Annotated in this window: 12 protein-coding genes; 9 read left to right on the top strand and 3 right to left on the bottom strand. The window is 71.4% G+C overall.

What is annotated here, in order from left to right; all coding sequences use genetic code 11:
- Positions 1-5: 5 nt before the first annotated feature.
- From ACH4U7_RS14265 to ACH4U7_RS14280, 4 genes are all read left to right on the top strand, one after another.
- Positions 6-2,351: a tetratricopeptide repeat protein gene (locus ACH4U7_RS14265; protein WP_398528238.1), complete on the top strand. Its 2,346-nt coding sequence runs from the start codon at positions 6-8 to the stop codon at positions 2,349-2,351.
- Positions 2,352-2,546: 195 nt separating this feature from the next.
- Entirely contained in the window at positions 2,547-4,067 is a 1,521-nt protein-coding gene (locus ACH4U7_RS14270) for a VWA domain-containing protein (protein WP_398528239.1), read from the top strand.
- Positions 4,064-5,029 (top strand): hypothetical protein, encoded by a 966-nt coding sequence (locus ACH4U7_RS14275; protein ID WP_398528240.1) that lies wholly within the window; start codon positions 4,064-4,066, stop codon positions 5,027-5,029. Before ACH4U7_RS14270 ends, ACH4U7_RS14275 begins: the two co-directional genes overlap by 4 nt.
- The gene (locus ACH4U7_RS14280) at positions 5,026-6,378 is read left to right on the top strand and encodes an ABC transporter substrate-binding protein (RefSeq protein ID WP_398528241.1); all 1,353 of its coding nucleotides are present in this window, start codon (positions 5,026-5,028) and stop codon (positions 6,376-6,378) included. The genes ACH4U7_RS14275 and ACH4U7_RS14280 overlap by 4 nt, the downstream gene beginning before the upstream one ends.
- An 83-nt stretch (positions 6,379-6,461) precedes the next feature.
- Here ACH4U7_RS14280 and ACH4U7_RS14285 read toward each other — a convergent pair whose 3' ends face one another.
- On the bottom strand, positions 6,462-8,456 hold the full coding sequence (locus tag ACH4U7_RS14285) for an MFS transporter (RefSeq protein WP_398528242.1): 1,995 nt from the start codon (positions 8,454-8,456) through the stop codon (positions 6,462-6,464).
- A gap of 265 nt (positions 8,457-8,721) precedes the next feature.
- Positions 8,722-11,094 (bottom strand): D-alanyl-D-alanine carboxypeptidase, encoded by a 2,373-nt coding sequence (locus ACH4U7_RS14290; protein ID WP_398528243.1) that lies wholly within the window; start codon positions 11,092-11,094, stop codon positions 8,722-8,724.
- A 259-nt stretch (positions 11,095-11,353) separates the two neighbouring features.
- On the opposite strand from ACH4U7_RS14290, the gene ACH4U7_RS14295 reads away from it, so the two are divergent.
- From ACH4U7_RS14295 to ACH4U7_RS14305, 3 genes are all read left to right on the top strand, one after another.
- Positions 11,354-12,100, top strand: a complete 747-nt coding sequence (locus ACH4U7_RS14295) for a GPP34 family phosphoprotein (RefSeq protein WP_398528244.1) — start codon at positions 11,354-11,356, stop codon at positions 12,098-12,100.
- A 582-nt stretch (positions 12,101-12,682) separates the two neighbouring features.
- Positions 12,683-13,561: a helix-turn-helix domain-containing protein gene (locus ACH4U7_RS14300; RefSeq protein WP_398528245.1), complete on the top strand. Its 879-nt coding sequence runs from the start codon at positions 12,683-12,685 to the stop codon at positions 13,559-13,561.
- A gap of 195 nt (positions 13,562-13,756) precedes the next feature.
- Positions 13,757-13,966, top strand: coding sequence for a DUF397 domain-containing protein (locus ACH4U7_RS14305; protein ID WP_385622728.1), 210 nt, complete (start codon positions 13,757-13,759; stop codon positions 13,964-13,966).
- 114 nt (positions 13,967-14,080) lie between these two features.
- Here the strand turns inward: ACH4U7_RS14305 and ACH4U7_RS14310 are convergent, their stop codons facing one another.
- Positions 14,081-14,932: a hypothetical protein gene (locus ACH4U7_RS14310; protein ID WP_398528246.1), complete on the bottom strand. Its 852-nt coding sequence runs from the start codon at positions 14,930-14,932 to the stop codon at positions 14,081-14,083.
- Between the two features lie 147 nt (positions 14,933-15,079).
- Here ACH4U7_RS14310 and ACH4U7_RS14315 point away from each other — a divergent pair, with 147 nt between their 5' ends.
- Together ACH4U7_RS14315 and ACH4U7_RS14320 are read left to right on the top strand one after the other, a co-directional pair.
- Positions 15,080-16,261: a PLP-dependent aminotransferase family protein gene (locus ACH4U7_RS14315; protein WP_398528247.1), complete on the top strand. Its 1,182-nt coding sequence runs from the start codon at positions 15,080-15,082 to the stop codon at positions 16,259-16,261.
- Positions 16,262-16,386: 125 nt separating this feature from the next.
- The gene (locus ACH4U7_RS14320; protein WP_398528248.1) at positions 16,387-17,169 is read left to right on the top strand and encodes an SDR family oxidoreductase; all 783 of its coding nucleotides are present in this window, start codon (positions 16,387-16,389) and stop codon (positions 17,167-17,169) included.
- Positions 17,170-17,334 lie beyond the last annotated feature (165 nt).

The raw sequence follows: 17,334 nt of genomic DNA on the forward strand, positions 1-17,334 counted from the left end.
GAGGGATGACGGACGGGACGAGCGGCGGGGCGGCGGTCTGCGACCGGCCCGACTGCCCCGGTGCCGGCCGCGGCCGGATCAACATCCGCGGCTTCTGCTCGGAGTGCGGCCGCAAGGCCCGGGGCCGGGCCGCCGGCAACCCCTCCCCCGACGCGCCCGCGCCCGCGTCCGCAGCTGCGTCTGCCGCTGGCTCTGCCATCCTGGAGTCCGAGTCCACCGCCACCGCGGCCCGCGCACGACGGCGCGCCGTGGCCCGGAAGTTCACCGTCCGGCCCGCGGGCGACGGCCTGCTGGATCTGCCGCGCGTCGAACTCCCCTCCCTCCGCGACCTGGTCATCGACAATCCCCAGCCACCCCCGCAGGGACAGCCCTGCGCGGGCTGCGACGAGACCGTGGGCGCGGCATACGCCGGGCAGCCCGCGCTGTGGACCGGGGTCTGCCACCGCTGCCGCCACCCCTTCGACTTCACCCCGCAGCTGCGGCCCGGGGATCTGCTGGGCGGCCAGTACGAGGTGGTCGGCGGCGTGGCGTACGGGGGTCTGGGCTGGGTCTATCTCGCCGAGGACACCCAGCTGGACCGCCAGCCCGTCGCCATCAAGGGACTGATCAACGACGATGACGAGACGGCGCAGCGCGCGGCCATCGAGGAGCGCCGCTATCTGACCATGCTCGACCACCCGGGCATCGTCAGCATCATCAACTATGTGCGCCACCCGGCCCGCGGCAGCGGTCGGCCGCAGGGCTACATCGTGATGGAGTTCGTCGCAGGGGTGACCCTCTCGACGATCGGGGACTACATCGCCCGCGCCGATCCGCACTTCGACGGACCGCGCGTCTACCAGCACATCCTCACCTACGGCGCCCTGGCCCTCGACGCGCTGGAGTATCTGCACGGCGAGAAGCTGGTCTACTGCGACCTCAAGCCGAGCAATGTCATGCACCACGAGGGCCGGGTCAAGGTGATCGACCTCGGCGCGGTCCGCCAGCTGGGGCAGCGGGACGGCCACCCCGTGATCACCGAGAAGTTCGCCGCCCCCGAGGTGGTCCATCGCGGCGCCCTCCTCACCGAGCTCCATGACCTCTACGGCGTCGGGAAGACCCTGAAGAACCTCTCCGACAAGGTCAGCCGGGCCGCCCAGCGGCCACCGGGCCTCGGCCGCGAGTCGTACGACAGGCTCCTGGCCCGCGCGACGGCCTATGACCCGCGGCAGCGGTTCGGCTCCGCCCGCGAGATGGCCGAGCAGCTGCGCGGGGTGCTCCGCGAGATCCATTCGCTGCGGCTGGAGCGGGAGCAGCCCGAGCCCTCCACGCTGTTCGCCCCGACCGCGGCCCTGCTCGACTCCGGGCTCGGCCGGATCCCCGGTCTGGAGCGCTGGCTGACCGGGGAGGCCCGTCCGGTGCTCGCGGACGGCCGGCCCGGCCCGAAGAGGGTGCCGCTCGGGCTGCCAGTGCCGTTCCCCGACGCCAAGGACCCGGGCGCGGCGCTGCTCAACACCCCGACCGACAGCGGCCCGCGACGGCTGATCGAGCAGTTGCGGGCCTTTCCCCACGAGTCCGCCGAGATACGGTTCCGCATCTGCCGCGCCCATCTCGAACTCGACGAGGTGGACGAGGCGAAGGCCCAGGTGAAGGCCGCCGAGCGGATCATCGGCGGGGACCGGGCGCCGTACGACTGGCGGCTGAACTGGCACCGCGCGCTGGTGCGGCTCGCCGAGGGCGCGGTGGCCGGGGCCCGGCGGGAGTTCGACGCGGTGTACGGGGCGCTGCCCGGGGAGTACGCGCCCAAGCTCGCCCTCGGGTACTGCGCCGAGCACCTGGCCGACCACGGCGCCGCCGAGCGGTTCTACCAGGCGGTCTGGCAGCGCAACCGCTCCCAGGGCAGCGCCGCCTTCGGCCTGGCCCGGCTGCGGCTGGCCGCGGGCGACCGCACCGGGTCGGTCGACGTCCTCAGCGAGGTACCGAAGGTCTCGCGCCACCACGACGCCGCCCAGATCGCCACGGTGCGGGTGCTGGCCGGCCGGCTGGGCCACCCGGACGGGCTGCCGACCGAGGCGGACTTCGCGGAGGTGCTGACCCGGCTGCCGCGGCTGTATCTGGACGACGGACGGTCCTCGGGCCACGCCCGCGAGCGGCTGACCGCCGAGGTGTGGGAGGCCGCCCTCGACTGGGTGCTCCGGTTCGGGAACAAGGACGAGGCCGGGGCGCTGCTCGGAGAGTACGACGAGGAGTCCACGGTGCGCGCCAAGCTCGAAGAAACCCTGCGGGCCCTGGCCCAGCAGGCGGACAGCCCCGAGGCCGTGGAGGTGCTGGTCGACCGGGCCAACGCCGTCAGGCCCATGACCCGCGTCTGACAGGGGGATCGGATGAGCGAGGACACAGGGGACACAGGGGACACAGCAGGCACAGCGGACACCGCAGACACCGCAGACACCGCGGGAACGGATCGGGCGACCGCGGATCGGACGACTGCGCATCGGGCGACCGCGGATCAGGCGACAGGGGACGGCGGCGCGGACGAGGGCCGCGGCGCCGCCATCACCTTGCGCGTGGACCAGAACGAGTACCTTCCGGCCGCCGCGGGCCGCGCCGAGATGCACGCCATCGTCAGGGTCGAGGCCCGGGGCCTGGGCCCGGCCGCGGCCCGCGCCGCGGCCTCCGAGGTCATCGTCATCGACTGCTCGGGGTCGATGACCTGGCCCCCGACAAAGATCATGGCGGCCCGCAAGGCCACCGTCGCCGCCGTCTCCGCCCTGCGCAAGGGCACGCGTTTCGCGGTCGTCCAGGGCACCGAGCGGGCCGAGGTCGTCTATCCGCCCACCGGCGGCATGGCGGTCGCCGGGCCCGACACCAAGGCCGCCGCCTCGCGCGCCGCGATGAAGCTCGCCGCGCTGGGCGGCACCGCGATCGGCACCTGGCTCGATCTCGCCCGCCGCCTCCACTCCGAGCAGCCCACCGCGCTGCGGCACACCCTGCTGCTGACCGATGGCAAGAACGAGCACGAGGACCCCGGCGAGCTGGCGCGGGTGCTCGACGCCTGCGCCCCGTCCTTCACCTGCGACGCGCGCGGCATCGGCGACGGCTGGGACGCCACCGAGCTCAAGGAGATCGTGCGGCGGCTGCGCGGCCGGGCCGACGCGGTCCTCGACCACTCCGACCTGCCGGCCGAGTTCGAGGCGCTGACGCGCGGCTCGATGGCCCGGGCGCTGGCCGCGCTGCGGATCCGGATCCGGACCCGCGCGGGCGGCGCGGTCGGCATGGTCAAGCAGGTGTACCCGACCCGGGTGGACCTGACCGCCGAGGGCGCCCGGCCCGACCCGCGCACCTGGGAGTGGCGCAGCGGGCCGTGGGGCGACGAGGTGCGCGAGTACCAGGTGTGTGTGACCGCCGACCCGGAGGGCGACGCACAGGACGAGGAGATCGAGCTCGCCTGGGTGGAGCTGGCGCTGGATGGGGCGTCAGCGGACAGTGCCTCAGCGGGCGGCCCGTCAAAGGACGACCGGTCAGGAGTCGGCGCGGCCGACATCCGGCTGCCCGCCGCGCAGTCCGTCCTGGTCCGGTGGACGGACGACCCGCTGCTGTCGTCCCGTATCCACCCCCGGCTCGCCCACTACGGCGCGGACGACGCCCTCGGCCTCGCCGTCACCGCGGCCTACGACGCGTATGTGGCGGGCGAGCCGCGGCAGGCCCTGACGCACTGGGGCCGGGCGGTCCGGCTGGCGCATGAGCTGGGCAACGAGAAGATGCTGGACCGGCTGCGCGGGCTGGTCGACATCGTGGACGCCGCGGCGGGCGAGGTGCGGCTGCGCGAGCGGATCCGGCCGCTCGATCTGAACTCGGCCATGGTGCTGTCCGATGAGAGCAGCCGCTTCCGTGGCCCGGGCCCGGGCGCCGCCGACCCCCTCGCCCCCGCCGTGCCCACCGCCCCCGCCATGTCCGCCATGCCGCCAGGACCCGCCCTCGAATGCCCCAACTGCGGGCGCATGGCCCCCGCCACGGCCGCCTTCTGCCAGCAGTGCGACACGACCCTGCACCCCGGCGGCCCCGGCACCCCGGCCGGTGCCGTATGACCGGCACCCGCGCCTTTCTGATCCGCCGTCTGGTGACGCTGCTGGCGCTCTCGGCGGCCACCGCGGCCGCGCTGTTCACCGCGTACTACGGAGTGAGCCGCAACGCCCAGGCCGTACGGGACGAATCCGCCCCCGCGATCCTCCAGGTGGCCGCGGCCGAGGTGGCCCTGAACGATTCGTACGAGTCCGCGGAGAGCAGCCTCACCGGCGACACCGGCGATATCGAGGGCCTGGGCGAGGACTACCGCACCGCGCTCTCGACGGCCACCCAGGCCCTGGCCCAGGCCCTCAAGTCGACCACCGCGGGCACCCCGGCCCGCCAGTCGCTGCTCACCATCACCGGCCTGGTCTCCTCCTACGGCGACCTCGTCCAGCAGGCGTACGTCAACCGCGACAACGCGGACCTCCGCGACGCCTACCTCGGCTACGCCGAAACGATGCTGCGGGGCGACGACGGCTCGCCCAAGAAGGTGCGGGACGGCGACAGCGACATCCTCGCCCGGCTGCTGAAGGTGCAGGGCAAGCAACTTCGCCTGCTCGACCAGCAGACCTCCTTCGGCTGGCTGCTGTCGCTCGCCTGGTGGGTGCTGGTCCCGGCGGCGTATTTCGCGCTGGCCGTGCTGCTGGTGCGCACCCAGCGCTTTCTGCGCCACCGCTTCCGCCGCCGGTTCAACCCCAGCCTGCTCGTGGCCACCGGGCTGTTGCTGCTCGCGGTGCCGACCCTGGCCGTCTTCACCTACCAGACGCAGGACCGGCTCTCCCAGGCCCGCACCAGTCTGCGCCAGCCGAACATCGGCAGGGCCCCGGACACCACCAACAAGAGGGTGAGCACCAAGATGGAGGAGACCCACTGGCGCACCGGCGCCGTGGTGTGGATACCGATGGGTGGCGCGCTCCTCGCCGCGCTCGTGTTCGTCGGGCTCCAGCCGCGTATCGACGAGTACCGGTTCCGGGCCCGATGAGCACCACCACCCGCCCCCGGAACGTCACCGCCGCCGTGCTCGGCCTGTGGCTGGTGCTCCTGTGCGCCCTGGGCACGGGCGACGCGGGCGCCCAGCAGTCCGGCGGCACGATTCGCGTGCTCGCCTCCTGGACCGGCCCCGAGGAGGACGCCTTCCGCCAGGTGCTGGACGCCTTCACCAAGAAGCACCACATCCGCGTCGAGTACCAGGGCACCACCGCGCTGCGCGAGGTGCTGCTCTCCGACGTACGGTCCGGCACCCCGCCCGATATCGCCGTGCTGCCGAGTTCGGGGGAGCTGACCGCCTATGCCGAGCAGGACTATCTGGCCGCGCTCGACGAGGTGGTCCCCCGGACCGAGTACAACCCCCTGTGGACGCCCCGGCTGACGGAGAACGGGCCGATCTACGGCGTCGCCGTCAAGGCCGACCTCAAGGGCATCGTCTGGTACGACAGCGCGCGCCACGGCTCCGGAGACCTCCCCGCCCTGGCCGCCGACAGCCGCCAGTGGTGCGTGGGCATGGGCGACGGCGCCACCTCCGGCTGGCCCGGCACGGACTGGATCGAGGACATCCTGCTGCGGCAGCAGGGCAAGCAGGTCTATGAGCAGTGGGCCGAGGGCGAGCTGGCCTGGGACGATCCACGCGTCGCCGAGGCGTGGCGGACCTGGGGCGAGGGGTTCTCGGGCGCGGCCGCGAAGACCGCACTGCGCACCGACTTCCGGGCGGCTGGCAAGAAGCTGTTCGCGAAGCGCCCGTCGTGCGCGCTGGAACACCAGGGCTCCTTCATCCGCGGCAGCTACCCCGGCCCCCACCGGGCCAAATTCGTCTACTCCGCCGATCTGCTCAGGCTGTCCGGCTCACCGTCCGCCGCGCATGAGGTGTCCGGGGCGCATGAGGTGTCCGCGGCGCATGAGGTGTCCGGGGACTTCGCCGCGCTGTTCAGGAACACCGGCCACACCGAGCAGGCGCTGGAGCTCATGCGCTACCTCGCCCAGGTCGAGGGGCAGCGGACCTGGGCCGAGCACACCCCTCCCGGCTCCGCCAAGCCGTTCTCCGCGAACAGCAAGGTGCCCGTGTCCGTCCAGGGGAACGACAAGGTCGCCCAGTCGATCGCCCGGACGCTCAAGTCCTCCTCGCTGTGCCTGGACGCGTCCGACGCCATGCCGCCGCGGATGCGGCTGGCCTTCCAGCGCGCCGTGCTGCAGTTCCTCAGCTATCCGGACGCGGAGAGGCAGCAGCGGCTCGGCGGGCTGCTGGGCAGCCTGGAGAAGGTCCACCAGAGCACGGAGCACAGCCAGGGCCGGGACCAGGGACCGGACCAGCCCTGGCCGTCGACGGTATGCCACTGAGAAGGCCGGCCCGGGGACTCCCGGGCCGGCCTTCTCGGCTTTGTCTGCTTTGTCTGCTTTTTCAGGCTATTCGCTCTACGCGGCTACGGAGCCATCTCGTCCGGGCAGGGCGTGCCGCGCGGCAGGTCGTACTTGCCCGCTATCCGGTAGGTGCCGGCGTGCGGAGCGTGCAGCACGGTCCACTCGTCCTCCGGCTCCCCCTCCTTGCTCGGCTCGAAGACCTGCTTGGTCAGACAGCCCTTGCGGTTGACCGGCAGCCCGCCGTCCTCATCCGCCTCCGGCGCCTTGATGCGGTGGCCCTTGGCGTCCACCAGGCCCAGCCATGGCGAGTACGGGATGCGGATGAGCACCGGGCCCTTGGCGCGCACCTTCAGTATCAGCTTGTCCGCGTCGGCCCGCTCCACCGTCGCCGGCGGGTCGGCGATCGGGGTGGGGTCCTTGACCTCGTACAGCTTCCAGTTGTCGTCGCCCCACACCTCACGCAGATACGGCAGGCCCTTGGAGATGAGCTCGGCTTCCAGCCGCGCGGCGTGGTCCGGCTCGTCGGCCGGCAGCACCACGTAGTGCACGGCCATGCGCTTGAGCCAGGCGTGGTAGTCGTCCGGGCTGAGCGTGTCCTGGTAGAAGAGCGGGTTGCGCTCCATGTCCGCCTGCCGGGTCCAGCCCCGGGCCAGGTTGACGTACTGGGGGAGCGCCGAGGACTCGCGGTGGCTGCGCACCGGCACCACCTCGACCCGGCCCCGGTTCGCCTTCACCTGCTTCAGGTGGTGGACCAGCGGCGCGAGCTCGCGCGCCCAGGACGCCGACGGGGTGGTGTGGATGACGTCGTCGCCCGTCTTGACGCCCTGCCACACCGTGACCGTCACCAGAGACAGCACGAGCCCCGTCCACATGCGCCCCACGCCCGTGGTGAGCCACTTCTCGCGCGGCGGCATCCGGCGGTTGGTCAGCGCGGCGATCAGCACCACCCCACCGAAGATCATGCTCAGGCGGGAGATGTTGGTGCCGATCTGGGAGGGGATCAGCCAGGTCAGCACCACCCCGATCGTGTAAAGCGCCCCGCCCACCCGGACGGTCCGCCAGCCGCGCGGCGCGAACAGGAAGACCCCGAGGCCGACGATGCCCGGCAGAATCGTCGACGGCCAGGTCATCGGCTGCTCGCCGGAGAACGGGAAGAAGTAGGAGGACAGCCCGACCACGATCACCGGCGTGATGCCGAGCGCGTACGAGGCCGGATGGCGCCGGGTCAGCCACAGCGCGGCGGCCACGATCCCGACGAACAGCCCGGCCACCGGGCTGGACATGGTCGCGAGCGCGGACAGCAGGGCGGCCAGCAGCGCCCGCGCGATCTTGTGGTGCCAGAACCGGGACCGCCACTTGGTGGGCCACGCGAAGATGACCGCCACGGCGGCGAGGCCGAACATCGCGCCGAGCCCGAACGTGACCCGGCCCGAGATCGCGTTGCAGACCAGCGCGAACGTGCCGTACAGAGCCGGCCACAGCGGCCGCCGTACGACCCGGCTGCGCACCAGCAGCAGCGCGAGCAGCCCGGCGGACAGCGTCCCCGCGATCATCATCGTGGTGCGGACGCCGAGCACCGCCATCAAATAGGGCGAGATGACGCTGTACGAGACCGTGTGCATCCCGCCGTACCAGGCGAGGTTGTACGCCGAGTCGGGGTGCTGCAGGGCGAACTCCGCCCATGCGTCCTGCGCGGCCAGGTCGCCGCCGCTGTTCGCCAGCAGCGCCACCCACAGGATGTGCAGCACCCCGGCGACGACCAGGGCGGCGGGCACGGGGTGGCGCAGGAAGCGCCAGGCGCGCACCGCCCAGCCGACCGTCTGCTCCCCCTGCTCGGCCTGCTCCTGCTGCTCAGCGCTGTGCGTGAGCGCCGCCGCACCCGCGCCCTCAGCCGGGTCGGCGCCCGCCGGCCCGCCCGCCTCCTCGGCGGGGCTTACGCCCTCCGCGGCGTCCGGGCCCTCAGCGGACCAACGCTGCGTAGGCAGTCTTATTCGCGCCGCGGTGTTCTCCTCGGAACTCCCGCTGTTTTCGGCCCGTGTCGGATCCACGGTGGTCACTGCGGCTCTCCCCGTCTTCCCCGAGGTCTGCCCCCATGTTCCTTCAACCCTGTACCGGTTCCCCCCGGTTCGTTATGGGAGGACCGGGACCGGAGGCGCAGGCGACGCTAGCACGCGAAGGGCCCCAAAAGGCCTTCAGGGCGGGCGGTCGGGGGTGCTGTGGACAACTTGCTACATACGGCCGATCGGTGGCCCGACGCGCCGAGCGCCGGGCCACCGCACCAGGCGGTGTGTCTCCCGCCGGATCAGGCAGTCTCCCGCCGGATCAGACGATACGGACCAGCTTGGAGCCGAACGACGGCTCGGACAGATCGTTCTGCAGCGCGACCGGCACCTTCACCTGGGCCGAGCCGCTGCCCACGGCCAGCTGGCCGACAACCGTGCCCGCCTTGGCCGTATGCGGCACGACCTTGCCGCCGTCGATCAGCTCCAGCTCCACCTCGAGGCCACCCCAGCCGACGGCCGTCACGTCCTTGGTCGCGACGACCGGGGTCGTGCCGCCCAGGCCGTCGTCGACGTGGCCGACGACCTCGCCCTTCTTCGCCACCGTGGCGGAGGTGAGGCCGTCCTGCACCGCCGTGATCAGCTTGTAGCTGTTGGTCTGCACCAGATCCAGGCTGTTCTGGAGGATGCCGGGCGCCCGCTGCTCCAGGACGACGCCGAGGATCAGCCGCTTGTTGCCGTCGATGGTCTTCTCCGCGCCCCACATCAGCGCACCGCCGGCCGGGGTGCTCGAACCGGTCTTGATGCCGACCACACCGGGCTTCACCAGCAGATTGTTGTTGTTGTAGATCTTGCTGCCAGGAGTCTTGAGGCCGGGAACGCTGATGTTGGGCGTCGCCACGACCGACCGGAACGCCTCGCTCTTCATCACCGCCCTGGCCAGCTTGAGCTGGTCGGACGCGGTGCTCTTGGTGGTCGCCTTGAAGCCGCTGGGGTCGGTGTAGACGGTGTTCTTCATCCCCAGGTCCTTGGCGGCGTCGTTCATCTTCTTCACGAACGCCTCCTCCGACCCCGAGTCCCAGCGGGCCAGCTGCCGGGCGATGTTGTTCCCGGACGGAATGAGCAGCATCTGGAGCATCTGGAGCTCGTTGTACGTCTGCCCCTCGTCCACCTGGACCCGAGACTCGTCCTCGGAGCCCGACTCCTTGCCCGCCTGGGCGTCGATCTTGATGGTCGGGCCCCCGTCGGACCCCTTGAGCGGGTGCTCATTGAGGACGACGTACGCCGTCATCACCTTGGTGACACTGGCGATCGGCACCGGCTTCTGCGCCCCGGAGGTGCCCAGGCTGCCCAGCCCCTCCACCTCGACCGCGGACTGCCCCTGCTCCGGCCAGGGGAGCGACATCTTGGCGCCGTCGAAGGTGTATGTGGCGTCGGCCACCTTCAGCTCGGGGTCCGGCAGCGGACGCACCGACTGCACCACGCCGAGGATGACGATGAGGAGCGCCGCGAGCGGCGTCCAGATCTTGACCCGCCGCACAGCGGTCCGCAGCGGGGTCTCCGGCGGGGGCGGGGTGTTGGTCAGCTGCGCGAGCAGATCGAGCGGCGCGGGCTGGCCGACGGGCGGCAGCGGCTGCTGCTTGGTCCGCTCCGACTCGGGCAGCGGCTGCTGCTTCGTCCGCTCGGACTCCGGCAGCGCGGGCTGCGCGGAGGGACGCGCCGGGGGCCGGGTGGGCGGGGCGTCGGCCGATCTCAGGGGTACGAAGCGGCTGGTGCGCTCGTTGGCGCTTTCAGGCCGCTCGGCGCCGGGGGCCTTCTTCTCGTCCTTCTCGTCGGGCTTGCCGGCCGGCTTCTCCGCAGGCTGGGCGGCAGGCTTTTCGGCGACCTTGGCGTCAGCCTTGACATCAGCGGGCTTCGCTTCGGCGGCCTTGCCGTCGGCGGGCTCGCCTGCGTCAGGCTTGTCTGCGTCAGGCTTGTCTGCGGTGGGCTTGTCTGCGGTGGGCTCTTCCTTGGCAGGGGTCTTGAGGGTCTTGAAGACGGCGGTCGGCCGGTCGATGCCCGTACCGGCGGCGGGCTCGCCACCCTTCTCGCCACCTTCGTCCGACTTATCGGCCTTATCCGCTTCATCCACCTTGTCGGCCTTTTGGGCCCACCGGGGAGCTTCCTTGTGCCGCAGCAGCCCGAAAGCCGCCGTAGGCCGATCGACGGGCGTATCCGAGCCCTCGTCATCCGACCCGGACCCCGATGAGACCTTCTCGTCGGCTGCCTTGCCGTCGGTTGCCTTGCCGTCGGCTGCCTTGCCGTCGACGGGCGTGCGCTTCAGCGTGCGGAACACCGCCGTACGCCGGTCCACCGGCTCGCCCGACGACCCCTCATCCGACTCGCCGGACTCCTCGATCGACTCCTCGGCCGACCCCTCAGTCGCCTTTTCGTCCGATTCGTCCACAGATTGGGCGTCGTCAACGGATTTGCCGGTTTCGACGGAATCACTGGATTCGCTTTCGCGAACAGCGGATTCCGCTTCCCGTTCCGCTTCAGCCGCCGCCTCCGGCTCCTCGTCCGCGACGGCGACCGCCGATTTGCCGCCCTCGGCCTCCCCTTCATGGAAGACCGCGAGCCGTGGATCGCGCTCGCCGCGAGTCGTCTCCCCCGACGACTTCCGCTGCTCCGACTTGTCGGGGGACTCGCCCGCCACCGATGCCTCCTTGTAATACCTTTTACGGGACGCCAGCCGCCTTCCGGCTTCACGTCCCGCCGCCCCAACCATCTACCAGTGTCCCGTGTGCCCCGAGTGCTGCCGCGCCACGGCACCCTGACGGAGCGCCTTCAACGGGGCGCCCACCCGATAGACGAGAAAGACATACCTATCGGTTCCATATCAAATCCCCCAGGCACTCTCGACAGACCAATGTGAGAGGGGTCACCCTGTCATTCATCCACGCGGGGAGGCATGGATGGGCAGGAGCCGCAGAACAATTCCGGAGGAGCTTCTGCTGCTCGCCTTGGACCCGACCACGGGAACCACGGCGCAGCCGCAGTCGCTCGACCTCGGTCTTGCCGGAGCCCAGCTAGTAGAGCTGGCTCTGGCCGGACGGATAGCCCCAGACGGGGATCGTATCGCCGTGGTGCTGCCACGGCCGACCGGAGATCCGACACTGGACTCCGCGCTGGAGCTGCTGCGCCGTCGCGGCAGCCCGGTCCGCGCGGTCCACTGGATCGGCGGGCCCCGGCTGGGGCTGCGCCAGACGTATCTCACGCACCTGGAGCGCTGCGGCATGGTCCATGCCGTGGAGGGCCAGATGTGCGGGGTACTGCCGACGACTCGCTACCAGGCGACGGAGACGGCTATCAGCCGGGAGATCAGGGCTCGGCTGGACAGCGCGATCCGCACCGGCGTGCCGCCGGACCCGCGGACCGCGGCGCTCGCCGCCCTGGCCCATGCGGTCGGGCTCGGCAAGCACCTGTATCCCGGGAACGAGGGGCGCTCCTCGCGCTCCAGGCTCCGGGATCTGATCAGGCACGACCCCATGGGCGGACTCGTGGCGCACGCTGTCATGGACGTGCAGAACGGTGTCGCGGCGCAGCCACGGCGCGCACCGGCCCCAGGCCGCCAGCCGGGAGCGCGGCCCTCCGTGCCCGCGTCCGGAGTTCCGGCACAGCCGTCCCGCCGCGGGAGCATGGCCCGCGTCGGAGCGCGCTGAGCCCGGCGCACACCCGCTCCACCCGCTCAATCCGCTCCACCCGACCGACCGCACCACCCGACCGACCGCACCACACAGTCCCCACCGACCCGGTTCGGGAGCCGCGCAGGCCCTGTCCGGGCGGTCTTTGAAACCGTGACATAAGCGTCTGACGCCGCGGGGCTCGCGGCGTCAGATGCGGTCCACCGCAAGGCGGAGGATCGTCCTCGTACTGGGTGTACTTGGGCGATCCGACAACGCAGCGAGGCCGTGTCCCCAGCTACCGCTGGGCGGTGCCCCCTGGCGTCGCGGGCCCGATAAGACCGCCCGGACAGGGCCTACGCGCGCGGGGCGGTGGGCCGGCCTGTCCTCTGAGGACGGCCGGCCCGCCGCCCCGCGCGCTCGTGCTTGACAAGCCGCGGGCGGCCGCCTGGGCGGCCCGAAGCCGACGCGAGCCGCCGCATCGTTGGCCGCGCCTGCCGCACGCGTCGGGTGTGCCCCGAGAGGCACCCTGTGCGGCCATTTCCCAGCGCGGCGCCGACCGGTAGTGGCAGGCTGCTGAACAGCATGAATCAGCAGTACGAAGCCGGAGGTGCACGTCCCGTGACATCGAACGTCGGCCCCACGGTCAGGCGACGCCGATTGGGCCAGGAACTCCGCAGGCTCCGCCAGGAGAAGGGGATGACGGCGGAGGAGGTGGCCGAGGAGCTGATGGTCTCCCAGTCGAAGATCAGCAGACTGGAGAACGGCCGCCGCAGCATCAGCCAGCGCGACGTACGCGACCTGTGCCGCACCTACAAGGTCGAGGACAAGGCACTCGTCGATTCCCTTATGCAAATGGCCAAGGAGTCCCGCCAGCAGGGCTGGTGGAACGCCTTCGGCGACGTCCCGTACAGCGTCTACATCGGATTCGAGACCGACGCGGCATCGCTGCGGGTCTATGAACCGCAGGTGCTCCCGGGCCTGTTGCAGACCCCGGAGTACGCCGAGGCGGTGATCAGCGGCGCGCTGCCGGAGGCCCCGCAGGAGCAGATCGCCCAGCGGGTCCAGGTCCGCCTCAGGCGGCAGGAGCGGATCACCGACCCGCTCACACCGCTGCGGCTGTGGGCGGTCGTGGACGAGGCGGCGATGCGCCGGGTGGTCGGCAGCCCGAAGGTCATGAGCGATCAGCTGGACTATCTGGTGCGGATGAGCCACGAGCCGCATGTGACGGTGCAGGCGCTGCCGTTCGGCATGGGCTCCCATCCGGGGATGAGCGGGCAGTTCACCATCCTCGAGTTCTCGGACGAGTCGGACACCAGCGTCGTCTACCTGGAGGGCGTGACCAGCGACCTGTATCTGGAGAAGCACACCGATGTGCAGAGCTACAGCATGATGTACGAGCATCTGCGGGCCCAGGCGCTGAACGCGGACCAGAGCCGTCAGTTCATCACGGAGGTGGCGCGGGACCACGCGAGCCGGCGCGAGGAGGGACGCGACTGAACCGAGAGCTGAACCGCGCGCTGAGTGGACGCCAAAAGACCGGACCCTACACCTCCGCACCACGGCGCGGAAGGGGCCAATGGAATATGCCATCCGGTCGAGTGAACAACCGGCTTTCCCGACGATGTTGACGAGTAACGTCGGTCTCGCCTCCAAACGGGGTGCATCTCATCAACAAAACGTATCGGAGCAAAAGTGTCCATTCAGCAAGGAAAGACGAGTATGTGGGTGAAATCCTCGTACTCGGCGGGAAATGGCGCCTGTGTGGAAGTAGCCTCTCCCGTCGTCGACGAGGTGGCCGTACGCGACTCCAAGGACCCGCACGGGCCGACCCTCAGCTTCGCTCCGGGTTCGTGGTCGACCTTCGTCTCCGACGTCCGCCGCGGGGCCTTCGACCTCGGCTGACCTCTGTCACCCGCCCTTCGGGCACCGAGCCCTCTCGTCCGGCCGCCGTCCCTGCCGAGAGGGCTCGCCGCTGTCCGGACGCGGTCGAGCGGGCGCGGCCTGTGGCACACGGCCTCACCGCAGTTCGTCGACGTAGCGGTCGGTGCCGGGCACCGTCGGGATGAACGGCGCCACCAGTTCGACGCGGCCGAGCCCCGAGCGGGCCACGTCCTCGTCGAGCCCGGTGAAATGCCCCTCCCAGCACTCGCGCGGGTCCCGCTGCAGGAACCACAGCAGCGTCAGCCGCGTGTCCACCCCCTCCACCTGCTTCACATACGACATCCGGTCCAGCGGCAGCGGCGTCGGCCGGAAGACGGTGACCATCGCCGCGGGCGAGCCCACCAGGCGCTTGGGCAGATGTCTGGCCCGCAGCCACTCCAGAAGCTCGGCGCGGGCCTCGGGGCCTTCGGCGTCCACGACCTCGACGACCAGCCCGGCGTAGGGGTGGTCGAGGGCGTGGAAGTCGCGGGGGCCCGCCGCGCCGTCCCGGTAGACGGTCGCCTCATGGTCCTGGAACGCCGTGAAGACATGCGTACGGTCCTGGTAGACGCGGCCGTCCCGGTTGAGCCGCTTGTTGATGCCGACGGTCCACTTCATATGCTCCGCATAGCGCCCCTCGGTGAGCCAGTAGACCGTGATGTAGCAGCCCGCGGTGACCGGCTGAGCGACCGCGGACTTCCCCGGGTAGCGCAGCTGCCGCAGTTCGCGGGTGGCGACCCAGCGGCGGCCCGCGAACATCCACGGCATGGCCATGGCCCCGGCGATGAAGTGGTCGTCCTCGTACCAGCGGTTGTAGGCGTATTCATGACCGGGGTGTGGCTCGACCATGGTGATCAGGGCGTGTCCCGGGCGCACTCCGTACGGGCCGGCGGAGGCCAGTTCCGCGTACGTTTCGGCGCGCGTGTCCTCACTCGAGTCACTGCTCATGTCCCCCATATGTAGCTGACGTCACGTCAGATGGGGAGGGTCGCGACCGTATCGCGGACAAAGCGGTTGCCCTGTGCACTGATCTCTTTAGGCTGCACACGACAGCGGAAACGTCCGCGCCGACGTCCGTACCAGCGAAGGAGCCCCATGCGTGCCGACCTCCCCGCCCTCGCGACCCGCGCCGCCTCGGTCGCCGGCTCCCCGGTACGGGACATCCTCGCGCTCACCGCGCGCCCCGAGGTGATCTCCTTCGCCGGCGGGCTGCCGGCGGCAGAGCTCTTCGACGCGGAGGCGATACGGGCGGCCTTCGACCGGGTCCTCGCCGAGGCCCCGCGCGAGGCCCTCCAGTACTCGACGACCGAAGGCGACCCCGCCCTGCGCGCCGCCACCGCGGCCCGCCTCACCGGGCGCGGGCTGCCGACCGACCCCGACGCGCTGCTCGTCACCAGCGGCTCGCAGCAGGCGCTGACCCTGCTGGCCACGGCGCTGCTTGAGCCGGGCGACACGGTCGTGGTCGAGGACCCCACCTACCTGGCCGCGCTCCAGTGCTTCTCCTTCGCGGGCGCGCGGATCGTGTCCGTGCCGAGCGACGAGGACGGCCTCGATCCGGCCGCGCTCGACGCGCTGGTCGAGCGCGAGCGGCCCAAGCTCCTCTACACCATCCCGACCTTCCAGAACCCCACCGGCCGCACCCTCCCCGCCGAGCGCCGCCGCGCGGTGGCGGAGGTCGCGGAGCGACGCGGGCTGTGGATCGTCGAGGACGATCCGTACGGGGAGCTGCGCTTCGCCGGCGAGCCGGTGCCGTGGATCGCAAGCCTCCCGGAGGCCGCCGACCGCACCGTACTGCTCGGCAGCTATTCCAAGATCATGGCGCCGGGCCTGCGCCTCGGCTGGCTCCGCGCCCCCGCGCCCCTCCGCCGCGCCTGCGCCATCGCCAAGCAGGCCGCCGATCTCCACACCCCGACGGTCACCCAGATGGCCGCCGCCCGCTACCTGACCGACGCCGACCTGGACGCCCACCTCGCCCACGTCCGCGACGCCTACCGCGACCGCCGAGACGCCCTTCTGGCGGGCCTCCCCGAGGCCCTGCCCGACGGCTCCCGCTGGAACCGCCCCGACGGCGGCATGTTCGTCTGGGCCTCCCTGCCCGAGGGCTACGACGCGACGGAGCGACTGCGGGTGGCGGTCGAACACGATGTGGCGTACGTGCCGGGTGCCCCGTTCTTCGCGGGCGCCCCGGACCCGGCGGCGATGCGACTGTCGTTCGTCACCCACACACCGGACGAGATCGCGGAGGGCCTGCGCCGCCTGACGAAGGCCCTGCACTAGGCGACTCCCGACGGCGTGGGTATGGCCTTCTCGGCGTGCGCGTCCTAGCCTGACGCACCCGATCTGACGCTACGTCAGCTCGCTGGCGCCGTCGGGTCATCGCGATCACCCCGGGGAGGCGCCCCATGCTGCTGCGCGACAAGACCGTCATCGTCTCGGGCGTCGGCCCCGGTCTCGGCCTGCGGGTCGCGGCGGCGTGTGTGCGGGACGGGGGCAACGCCGTGCTCGGGGCGCGGACGGAGGCCCAATTGGCGAAGGCCGCCGCCGAGGCCGACCCCGGGGGCGGGCACAGCGCGTGGCGCGCGACCGATATCGCGGACGAGCGGCAGTGCGAAGCCCTCGCCGCGCTCGCGGTCGAGCGGTTCGGGGGAATCGACGCCGTCATCCATGTGGCGGCGCTGGACAGCTATATGGGCGGGCTGGAGGACGCCGACTTCGCCTCCTGGAGCCGGGTCGTCGACACCAACCTGTTCGGCACGCTCCGGATGACCCGCGCCTGCCTGCCCGCACTCAAGCGGCGCGGCGGCTCGGTGGTGATGATCGGCACGCAGTCGTCGGTCGCCGCGCCCACCCAGGTGCAACAGGCCGCGTACGCCGCGTCCAAGGGCGCGCTCGTCTCCGCGATGTATTCGCTCGCGCGCGAGCTGGGCCCGCACCGGATCCGGGTGAACACCGTGCAGCCCGGCTGGATGTGGGGCCCGCCGGTTCAGGCGTATGTCACGTTCGCCGCGCATTCCGAAGACGTACCGGAGCCCGAGGTGCTGGCCCGGCTCACCGATCGGATGGCACTGCCCGAGCTGGCGACGGACGGGGATGTGGCGGAGGCCGCGGTGTTTCTGGCCTCCGACCGGGCGCGAGCGATCACCGGCCAGTCATTGCTGGTCAATGCCGGTGAACTGATGCGGTGACGCGAGCGTCGCCACAGGGATTGCTACAGAGGGGTTGCACAGAGGGATTGCACGGGGGTTGCGCCCTCCTTCTCCGGCCTGACGGGATCCCGCTCCCGTACGGCCCGTCCGTTGGTGCGGTCGAGCGTGGGCGTGCGTCTGGCGAAGTGCCCGCTCATCGTGGGT

The sequence above is a fragment of the Streptomyces sp. NPDC020845 genome, from assembly GCF_044334165.1.
GTDB lineage: Bacteria > Actinomycetota > Actinomycetes > Streptomycetales > Streptomycetaceae > Streptomyces.

What these genes read in the sequence shown, in the direction of transcription:
- ACH4U7_RS14265 (WP_398528238.1), top strand. Translation starts at nt 6, where the DNA reads ATGACGGACGGGACGAGCGGCGGGGCGGCGGTCTGCGACCGGCCCGAC.
- ACH4U7_RS14280 (WP_398528241.1), top strand. Translation starts at nt 5,026, where the DNA reads ATGAGCACCACCACCCGCCCCCGGAACGTCACCGCCGCCGTGCTCGGC.
- ACH4U7_RS14320 (WP_398528248.1), top strand. Translation starts at nt 16,387, where the DNA reads ATGCTGCTGCGCGACAAGACCGTCATCGTCTCGGGCGTCGGCCCCGGT.
- ACH4U7_RS14295 (WP_398528244.1), top strand. Translation starts at nt 11,354, where the DNA reads ATGGGCAGGAGCCGCAGAACAATTCCGGAGGAGCTTCTGCTGCTCGCC.
- ACH4U7_RS14315 (WP_398528247.1), top strand. Translation starts at nt 15,080, where the DNA reads ATGCGTGCCGACCTCCCCGCCCTCGCGACCCGCGCCGCCTCGGTCGCC.
- ACH4U7_RS14275 (WP_398528240.1), top strand. Translation starts at nt 4,064, where the DNA reads ATGACCGGCACCCGCGCCTTTCTGATCCGCCGTCTGGTGACGCTGCTG.
- ACH4U7_RS14310 (WP_398528246.1), bottom strand. Translation starts at nt 14,932, where the DNA reads ATGAGCAGTGACTCGAGTGAGGACACGCGCGCCGAAACGTACGCGGAA.